Annotated in this window: 8 protein-coding genes; 1 reads left to right on the top strand and 7 read right to left on the bottom strand. The window is 69.1% G+C overall.

What is annotated here, in order from left to right:
* Nucleotides 1–578: 578 nt before the first annotated feature.
* The 5 genes from ACZ562_RS31745 to ACZ562_RS31725 all read right to left on the bottom strand — a co-directional run bounded on the left by ACZ562_RS31745 (nt 579) and on the right by ACZ562_RS31725 (nt 4,964).
* Entirely contained in the window at nt 579–1,325 is a 747-nt protein-coding gene (locus ACZ562_RS31745; RefSeq protein WP_471186181.1) for a class II glutamine amidotransferase, read from the bottom strand.
* Nucleotides 1,326–1,526: 201 nt separating this feature from the next.
* Entirely contained in the window at nt 1,527–2,426 is a 900-nt protein-coding gene (locus tag ACZ562_RS31740) for an amino acid ABC transporter permease (RefSeq protein WP_471186179.1), read from the bottom strand.
* The gene (locus ACZ562_RS31735) at nt 2,423–3,070 is read right to left on the bottom strand and encodes an amino acid ABC transporter permease (protein WP_471186176.1); all 648 of its coding nucleotides are present in this window, start codon (nt 3,068–3,070) and stop codon (nt 2,423–2,425) included. Before ACZ562_RS31735 ends, ACZ562_RS31740 begins: the two co-directional genes overlap by 4 nt.
* A gap of 4 nt (nt 3,071–3,074) precedes the next feature.
* The gene (locus tag ACZ562_RS31730) at nt 3,075–4,028 is read right to left on the bottom strand and encodes a glutamate ABC transporter substrate-binding protein (protein ID WP_471186174.1); all 954 of its coding nucleotides are present in this window, start codon (nt 4,026–4,028) and stop codon (nt 3,075–3,077) included.
* A 210-nt stretch (nt 4,029–4,238) separates the two neighbouring features.
* The gene (locus ACZ562_RS31725; RefSeq protein ID WP_471186171.1) at nt 4,239–4,964 is read right to left on the bottom strand and encodes an amino acid ABC transporter ATP-binding protein; all 726 of its coding nucleotides are present in this window, start codon (nt 4,962–4,964) and stop codon (nt 4,239–4,241) included.
* A gap of 208 nt (nt 4,965–5,172) precedes the next feature.
* Between ACZ562_RS31725 and ACZ562_RS31720 the strand changes: the two genes are divergently transcribed.
* A complete protein-coding gene (locus ACZ562_RS31720) occupies nt 5,173–6,084 on the top strand; it encodes a LysR family transcriptional regulator (protein ID WP_471186170.1) in 912 nt (303 codons plus the stop codon).
* A 460-nt stretch (nt 6,085–6,544) separates the two neighbouring features.
* Here ACZ562_RS31720 and ACZ562_RS31715 read toward each other — a convergent pair whose 3' ends face one another.
* Together ACZ562_RS31715 and ACZ562_RS31710 are read right to left on the bottom strand one after the other, a co-directional pair.
* Nucleotides 6,545–7,585: a vWA domain-containing protein gene (locus ACZ562_RS31715; RefSeq protein WP_471186169.1), complete on the bottom strand. Its 1,041-nt coding sequence runs from the start codon at nt 7,583–7,585 to the stop codon at nt 6,545–6,547.
* 529 nt (nt 7,586–8,114) lie between these two features.
* Nucleotides 8,115–8,573 (bottom strand): Fur family transcriptional regulator, encoded by a 459-nt coding sequence (locus ACZ562_RS31710; RefSeq protein WP_471186167.1) that lies wholly within the window; start codon nt 8,571–8,573, stop codon nt 8,115–8,117.
* Between the last annotated feature and the right edge of the window lies 1 nt (nt 8,574).

Raw genomic sequence — 8,574 nt, 5'->3', positions numbered from 1 at the left:
CTCCTGCCTCAGACGTCGATGAACGTGTCGTCCTGCTTGGTCAGTTCCCGCGCCCAGGAGCGATGGGTGCCCCTGGGTGAGGCCCTCCCGCTCAGGTCTGCGCGCACCCCGCAGACGTTCACGGGGGCGTCACGCTGGCCGAATCCGCGGGCGAGGCCGTCGGCGGTACGGGGCGGGCTGAGCTGTTCCCGAGGTTGGCTGGGCTGCGTCCCAGCAGCGCGGTCGGCGTGGGGGCTGCGTCCGGCGGGTGTGGTTTCGGCGTTCTTGGCGAGTTGACGCGTCGCACGGAGAATTTGACTCGCCGGAAGCTGGATGCAGCAGGCGTGTTCGGTGCCGAAGCCGACACGGATGCGGTCCGATGGGCGAGCCGGCAACGCACGGCGAGATGCCCGTAAACAATGCCGGGCGGTCCGGTAACCGCCGGCCCCTTGCCCGGGGCCGGCACCGGTTCCAGCCGCAGCCCGCGCGGCCGCCACCATGGGCGCCAGCAAGGGCGAAACGGTGGGAGGCCTCTGCCTGACTCCCGGCCGGGCCCCCACTGCCCCCACTGCTCCGGGCGAGTTCCCTCGTGCTCGTCGTCAGTGCACCGTGAACTTCAGATCGCCCCGGCCGATTTCCACGACCCGGCGTTCGGGCAGCGGTGTCCACGATGGCGCCGGCTGCGGCCAGCCGGTGGAGGCGACGACGACCCTGTCCGCTTCCCACCGAGCGCTCAGGCCGAAATAGCCCGGCCCACGGCGGCGGATCACCTCCGAGTTCGGGTCATGGTCCGCGTACGCGTACAGTGCGGCCGGTGTGAGCAGCAGCGTGTTCAGACTGACGTAGCCCGTGGCGCGGGCGCGTATCTCCTCGGTCACCTCGGCCAGCGCCTTGGCCGGTGTCAGGCCTCCGTCGATCCGGCGGCGGACCGCCAGATAGAGGCGTTCGCTGTCGGTGTCGCCCTCGGCGGTGGCAAGGAGTTCGGGACCGATGGTGTCGTCGAGGCATGTCGCAGGGGTGAAGTCGCCGTTGTGCGCGAGTGCCGCCCGGTGGTCCCCGAAAGGGTGGGAGTTCCCCGCGGTCACCGCGAACTGCTGGCTGGCCATCCGTAGATGCAGCAGCGCCGAGTCGGTCACCGTCAGGGCGAGCACGGTGCGGAAGCGCGGGCTCACGTCGGCGCGTTCGGGCTCCTTGAAGGTGTCGATGTGGCCGGTGGCCCGGGCAGCGGCGATGCCCCAGCCGTCGCCGTGTTCACAGGCCAGGGTGAGAAACGGGTCGAGGTCGTCTGCCAGCAGTTCGGTCAAGACGTCAGGTGTTCGGGAGACTACGCCCAGTAGTCGGCACATGGCAGTGGGATTCCTTGGATGGTCGGGAGTGGGATACGGGTGGCCGGGGCGGACAGAACCGTCTGAAGGGTCCGGTGGCGTCTGAGCGGGCCGGACGACAGGGCGGAAGCCCCGGACGGGCCCATGCAGGGGCCAGGAGTTCGACCGGGTGGCGGATCCCGCCCCGTACGCGGGATCCGCCAGAGGCCCGGCGGGTACGGACTACCGGCCCGCTCCGCCGCCGATCCGCCGTTCGAGCCGCGCGGCGGCACCGGCCAGCGACGCGTTGAGCACCACGTAGAGGGCGGTGACGACCAGGAAGGCCTGGATGAGCGTGTGGTTGTACTCGCCGAGGACCTTCGCCGACTGGAGGAGCTCGAAGTAGCTGACCACGTACCCCAGGGTGCTGTCCTTCAGCAGCCGGACCAGCTGGCTGACCAGGGACGGCGCGGTCTGGCGGATCGCCTGGGGAAGCACGACCAGCCGCATCGTCGACCAGTAACCGAGGCCGAGGGCGTACGCCGCCTCCGTCTGGCCCTTGGGCAGAGCGCGGACACCGGCGCGGAAGATCTCCGCGAACACGGCCGCGTTGGTGATCACGATCGGGCAGACGAGCTGCCAGAACAGGGACAGCCGGACTCCGGTGCTGGGCAGACCGAAGAGGAAGGCATAGATCAGCAGCAGCAGCGGTACGGCGCGCATGACCTCGGTGTACGCGGCGGCCGGCCACCGCAGCAGCCGACCGCGCGCCAGGCGGGCGAGCGCCAGCGCCGCTCCGAAGGGCAGCGCCAGGGCGGCGCTGACCAGGGTCACATGGAGCGTGGCCCACAGCCCCGTCGCCAGATACCGGACGACCGCCTGATCGGCGAAGAGCCGCCACTTGTCGGCGTCGAGCTGGCCCGCCGCCGCGAATCGGTGCAGTGCAGCCCCGGCCAGAGCGGCCATCACCAGCACCGAGACGACCGTGGCGACCGCGATGCGGCGACGGCCGCGCGGGCCCGGCTCGTCGAACAGCGAGGTGTCCGCACGAGCCGGCCGCCGGAGCGACGGCCGTCCCGGAGCGCGTCGGCGGCGCGGGTCCGGATGGTTCCCCACCGGCTCCCGGAGCTCGGTCGTCGTCATCGGAGCACCGCCAGTCTGCTCTCCACCAGGGCCGCTGCCCGCCCGATGCCGAAGGTGAGGGCCACGTAGCAGACGGCGGCCGCGCCGAAGGTGACGAGCGGCTGGGCGTACCGCTGGTCGAGCAGCTGGGTCTGGCCGGTGAGTTCCTGGGTCACGCCCACGGCTGCCGCGAGCGAGGAGTTGAGCGTGACCGCGATCAGGAGGGAGGCGAGCGGCTGGACCATCGATCGCGCGGACTGCGGCAGCACGACCAGCCGCAGCACCTGCCCGAAGGTGAGGCCCAGCGCCCGGCCCGCCTCGATCTGCCCACGGGGCACGGTGCGCACGCCCGACCTGATGACCTCGCAGAAGAACGCGGCCCAGTACAGGCCCATCGCCGTCACCGCGGTCCAGAGCAGCTCGTAGACCAGGCCGATTTCCGGCAGTCCGAACACGAAGAGGATCAGAAGGGCCAGGAGGGGCACGCTCCGCAGCGCGGTCACGTACAGCCATCCGAACAGCCGCAGCGGTAGTACCGGGCTGATCCGGAACACGGCCAGTATCAGGCCCAGCACGCCCGCCAGGACGAAGGTGCAGCCACTGAGCTCCAGGGAGACCAGCAGTCCCCGGGCGAACACATCGAGGTGCGAGGTGATCAGGTCCATGGGCTCAGTCGCGGATCACCGGCGCGGTCGGGGCGCCGCCGGGGACTTCGGTACCGATGGTCGCCTCCCACACCTTGTCCCAGGTGCCGTCCTGCTCGATCTGCTTGAGCCAGTCGGTGACGAACTTCTCGAAGTCCTGTTGGTCGAGGGGAAGGCCGATGCCGTAGGGCTCCTGCGTGAAGGTCTTGGGCAGCACCTTGACGTCCGAGTTGAGTGCGGCGTTGCCGGCGAGCACGCCCTGGTCGAGTACGTAGGCGTCCGCCCGGCCCTGCTGGAGCGCCTTGAGGCACTCGACGTTGGTGTCGAAGAGCTGGATGTCGGCGGACGGCACCTTCTCCTTGACGAGGGTGGCGGCGGTGGAGCCGGACTGTGTGACCACGGTCTTCCCGGCCAGATCGCTCAGCCCCGCGATGTCGGTGGTCTTGGTCTTGACCTGGATGGCCAGGCCGTCCATGTAGTAGGGCCCGGCGAAGTTCACCTCCTTCGCACGCTCGGGTGTGATGGTGTAGGTGGCGAACACGGCGTCCACGGAGTGGTTCCTCAGCAGTGCCTCGCGGGTGGCCGCCGTGACCGTGGTGAGCTCGGTCTCCGGCTTGCCGATGATGTACTTCGCGAGCAGCTGCGACATGGCCGCGTCGAAGCCTGTGAGCTTTCCGGTCGTCGGGTCGAGCAGCGAGAACAGTGCGGAGGTCTGCGTCCCGCCTACGAGCAGCTTCCCGCGGTCCTTGATCTTGGCCGCGGTGGAGCCGGGTGGCATCGAAGCGGGATCCGCCACCTCGGCTTCGGCGAGGATCGCGTCGAGGGTGGCGGCCTTCGCGGACGCCCCGGCCTTCGAGGGGAGGGCTGTCGTGGATGATCCCGAGCACGCGCTGGTCAGCGCAGTGACGGCAACCAGCGCCGCGGCCAGGGCGGTCCGGCGCCCGAAGGAGGCTGGTGCGGTTCTCACGGGGGTACGCATTGCTGCTCCTTGGTGCAACGAGAACGGAATGAAATGGGGGGTGTGTGGGCCCGTTGCTTCAGGCTCGTGGCTCGCGTGGCAGCGGGATCGGACGGCGCTCCAGCGGTTCGGAGGCGCCGTCAGGCGGTTTGGAAGGCGCTCGGCGGGCCCGATGAGCGAGGTGACGCGTTCACGGGAGTGGAGCGTTCGCGGTGGACGGGGCGGGAGAGGTCAGTGGGCGAGGACCTTGGACAGGAAGTCGCCGGCTCTCTCGTGGACGGGGTTCGAGAAGAAATCGGCCGGAGCGGCGGTCTCGAGGATCCGGCCCTGGTCCATGAAGACGACGCGGTCGGCGGCCTGGCGTGCGAACCCCATCTCGTGGGTGACGACGATCATCGTCATGCCCTCGGCCGCCAGCTCGACCAGGACGTCGAGCACCTCCTGGATCATCTCCGGGTCGAGAGCCGAGGTGGGTTCGTCGAAGAGCAGCACCTTGGGGTCCATGGCGAGAGCCCTGGCGATGGCCACACGCTGCTGCTGTCCACCGGAGAGCTGCGCCGGGTAGGCGTCCGCCTTGTCGGCCAGGCCCACGCGTTCCAGAAGCCGGCGGCCGTGCGTGTCCGCCGCGGAGCGCGCCAGTCCCCGCACCTTCACCGGGGCCAGGGTGATGTTCTGCAGTGCGGTGAGGTGGGAGAAGAGATTGAACGACTGGAAGACCATTCCGGCGTCGGCGCGCAGCCTGGCGAGGTCCCGGCCCTCACTGGGCAGTGGCACTCCGTTGACGGCGATCGCGCCTGCGGAGATCGTCTCCAGCCGGTTGATGCAGCGGCACAGGGTCGACTTGCCGGAACCGGACGGTCCGACGATCACCACCACCTCGCCCGCCCTTACGTCGAGGTCTATGCCGTGCAGGACCTGAGCTGCGCCGAAGTGTTTGTCGACCCCCCTGACCCGCACAAGCGGCTCGGCATCTACAGGGGGTGAGGGGGCCGGTCCCGGAGGACCGGTTCTGCGGGGACTGTTCACAGGCACTCCTGATGACAGCGACTCGAGACACCTTGGGTTTCGGGTTTCGGTGTGCTGCGGACATTGGAGCCGACCGGGCACACTGAGGTCCAACGAGGGTTTTTTCGCCAAGGGATAAAATTCGCTTATAGTGGTCGCTGTGCTGGATGTTCGCCAGCTGGAAGTGCTGGCAGAAGTCGCGAGAACGGGCTCCTACACGGCCGCAGCGGCATCGCTGGGCTATACGCAGCCCGCGGTGAGTTATCAGATGCGCCGGCTGCAGCAGGCGGTGGGCGCACCGCTGGTGACACGCATCGGCCGCGGGCTGCGGTTGACACAGACCGGCCTCGCCCTGGTGCGGCACGCCGACACGATCTTCTCGGTGCTCAGGGCGGCCGACCAGGATGTCGCCTCGATCGTCGCCCGCGGCGGCGGTCTGGTGAGGCTCGCCGCATTCCAGAGCTCCTGTGCGACCGTCGTCCCTGAAGCCGTCGCGCGGCTGCGCACCGAGCATCCCCATGTACGGATCGACCTCACCCAGTCCGAACCGGTAGAGGCCCGGCAGCTGATCCGCGCGGGTGGGGCGGATCTCGGACTGCTGTGCAACTGGGAGAACGAGGACGTTCCCGAGGGGGAGACGACCATGCTCCGGGTACCGCTCATGACGGACCGACGCTGTGTTCTGATGCGCCGCGACCACCCGATGGCTGACGGCACGGTGATCGGGCTCTCCGAACTCGCCCATGAGAACTGGGTGATGGAGAGCGTCCGCGACCGGTTCCTGGCCGCCTGCACCAATCTGGGCATCCGGCCGCGGATCAACGCGACCGTCGACGACCAGTTGGTCGTGCAGTCGCTGGTCGCCGCCGGTCAGGGCATCAGCCTCGTGACGGAACTGGCCCTCCGCCCCCACCTCCACCCGGAACTGGTGTACCGCCCGCTCCGCGACTGGCCCCTGCGCCGCACCTACGCGCTGTTGTGGCCGGACATGGCGAGCGTCCCCGCCGTGGCGACGGTCCTGGACGAGCTGAAGCGCGCCGCCCGCACCACTTCCGCGACCACTGCTCGATAGGCCCGACCCCGCACCGGTGGAGGCGGTGAACCAGGACCGCGGAGGCAGGCGGGGTGACGCGCTGTCACCGCAGGCGAAGCCTTCCGCCCCGCGAGTTCCTCCGCGGCCCCGCGGCGGCCGGGACGACGGGCCGCTCGTGTATACAGAGAGCGAGGTCGCGGGCCGGGCGCGCGGCGCCGCCAGGGATCCGCTGTAGCGTCGCCGGCTCGGTGTCGGCGATACGGCGCTGGCGGTGCCCGCGCACCGGCAGGTCGCGGCTGTACGGGGCCGGGGCACCGCCCGGTAGGGGAGTGGAGGTGTGGGTTCCGTCGGCGCTGCTGACCGCGGAGGGGTGATCGGCGCCAAGGCGGCGGCGGTCTCAGCGGCACGTACTCCCACGCCAGGCCCGCAGCCGCCGACCCTGTTGCTGGTGGGGTGCCGGGCCGACGAAGCCTCCGGGACCCGTCGTGGTTTCAAGGCGTCAGAGCATAAGCAGTAGCCGCGTGTTCGGTACGAGCTTCCGGTTCACGCTGGTGCTCTGCACAAAGATCGTGAAGTCGTCGTTGTGGTCCGGCTTGACGCGAACTTCCACGTCCGGCAGGCCGAGCAGGGCTCGGGCCTCGGGCCCCGTGTACACCCGGTCCGTCTTCTTCTCCAGCACTGCGATCTGCTTCTGCGCCTGGATCTTCTCCGACTTGCTCAGCTGGTAGAACGCACCACCGGTACGGTAGGTGTGCCCGCATTCGATGACCCAGTCCCGGATCGCCGCGTCACGAGCCACCGGGATCAGCTGGTACACCGACGGATCCACCGGGGTGAGGCCGGCTGCCTCGATGGTGTCCTTGTTGACCGCCTCTGCACCCATGGAGAACACGGCCCGTGATCCCCGGATGCCCTGGGCGCGGCCGACCATGAACTTCTCGGTGGCCTGCTGGATGACCTGCCCGGCCTCCTCCAGACCCTGTGTGCTCGTGGCGTCCCAGATGGCGATGTTGTCCTTCGGGAACCCGCACTGCATGGCCTCGCGCTTGCCCATCTGGTCCGGCACAAGGACGGCCAGCGTCCAGTTGTCTTCCTGTATCTCGATCATCTGGGCCACGGCCGCAACCAGTTTACGCGGATCCCTGGCAGCGGCATCCGGGCAGCGGTGACTTGCGTTCTCCTGCCCGTCGGTGAGTACGAACGTCAGGAAGCTGTGGTCTCCGTACAGTTGAGCTGTCTGCGCCAGCTCCCGCTGCGATTTGAGCGTCGCCGCCAGCAGCGCTGTCATTCCACCGACCCGGTACAGCTGCTTCAGGGACGGCATCCGCAGCACGTCCTTGTCGTAGACGACGCACTCCACGTTGTCAGCGAAGACGTACACCGTGACGCGGGTTTCCTGGTCCAGTTCCTGCGATCGTCGGGCCAGGTAGGCAATCTGCTGGTCGGCGACTTCGACGACCTTGCGGCTCAGGTGCGACATGGACGAACTGGCATCCAGCACAAGAGCGACGTGATTGATGTAGTTCTGGCTTCCGGACATGACGGCTCCCCCTCTTTCCGACTCGATGCTCCTACCGTCTCACGCACCACTGACAATCGACCTTGGCTCCCAGGCTGGATGGGGACGGCGGCGAGGATGGCGCGGGTCGCCACCTCCACGGCGATGTCGTGGCGGTAATGGTGGGTTGACCGCTGTGCGGCTGGAGGGACCGTGTCAACGGAAGGATTCAGTGGCGGCGGTTCTGCCTGGCTGGTCGATGTGGGTGATGTTGTCGCTGGCCTCCAAGGGCTTGGCGGAGGCGGGTGTTGAGGGCCAGTCAGACTCGTACGGGCTGCGCTGCGTGTGGTGCCGGCGCGGGAGGGCGGACTGCGGGCGGCGGAGATTTCCTTGACCGGTTCGGGGAGTGACGACGGAAGGTGGTGTTGCTCAGACCGAGCCTGCGGCCAGGGCGAGGACGCCGGGGCGTTCGCCGTTGTCTCGGCACTCGCTCAGGTACTGGCGCCCATGATTTTGCGGCCGCGGGTCTGGGCGGGGATGGCGGCGGTCCGGGTCCCCAGGAGAGGGCGCGTCAGGGGGCCAGGGCTTGCGTCCGGCAGTCGGGGCACAGCCCCCAGAACGTCACCGCGGCCTCTTGTGTGTCGTACTCCTCCGGCAGCTGAGGGTCCATGCAAGGAGCCGTGCCCACAGCGCACACCACGTCACGGATGGTGCCGCAGTGGCGGCACACGAAGTGGTGGTGATTGTCGTGGAGCTCTGTCTCGTAGCGGGCCGGGTGACCGGGGATCTGCGTGCACCGCACCAGGCCGGCGTCCGTGAGGGCGCGCAGGACGTTGTAGGTGGCCTGCAGGGACAGGCGGCCGGTGACCCGCTGGGCGTGCTTGCGCAGGGCATCGGCGTCAAGGTGGCCGGGCGACTCCTGGACAGCCACGAGGAGGGCCATGCGCGGGGCGGTCACCCGCAGGCCTGCCGTGCGCAGCAGTGCCGCGGCCAGCGCCATGGGCTCCTCGGCGTCGGTCGCGGTCGTCATG

The organism is Streptomyces sp. NPDC040410 (genome assembly GCF_055595715.1).
Note: the sequence above shows the minus strand (reverse complement) of the source record. Positions and strands in the feature narration are given on the sequence as shown.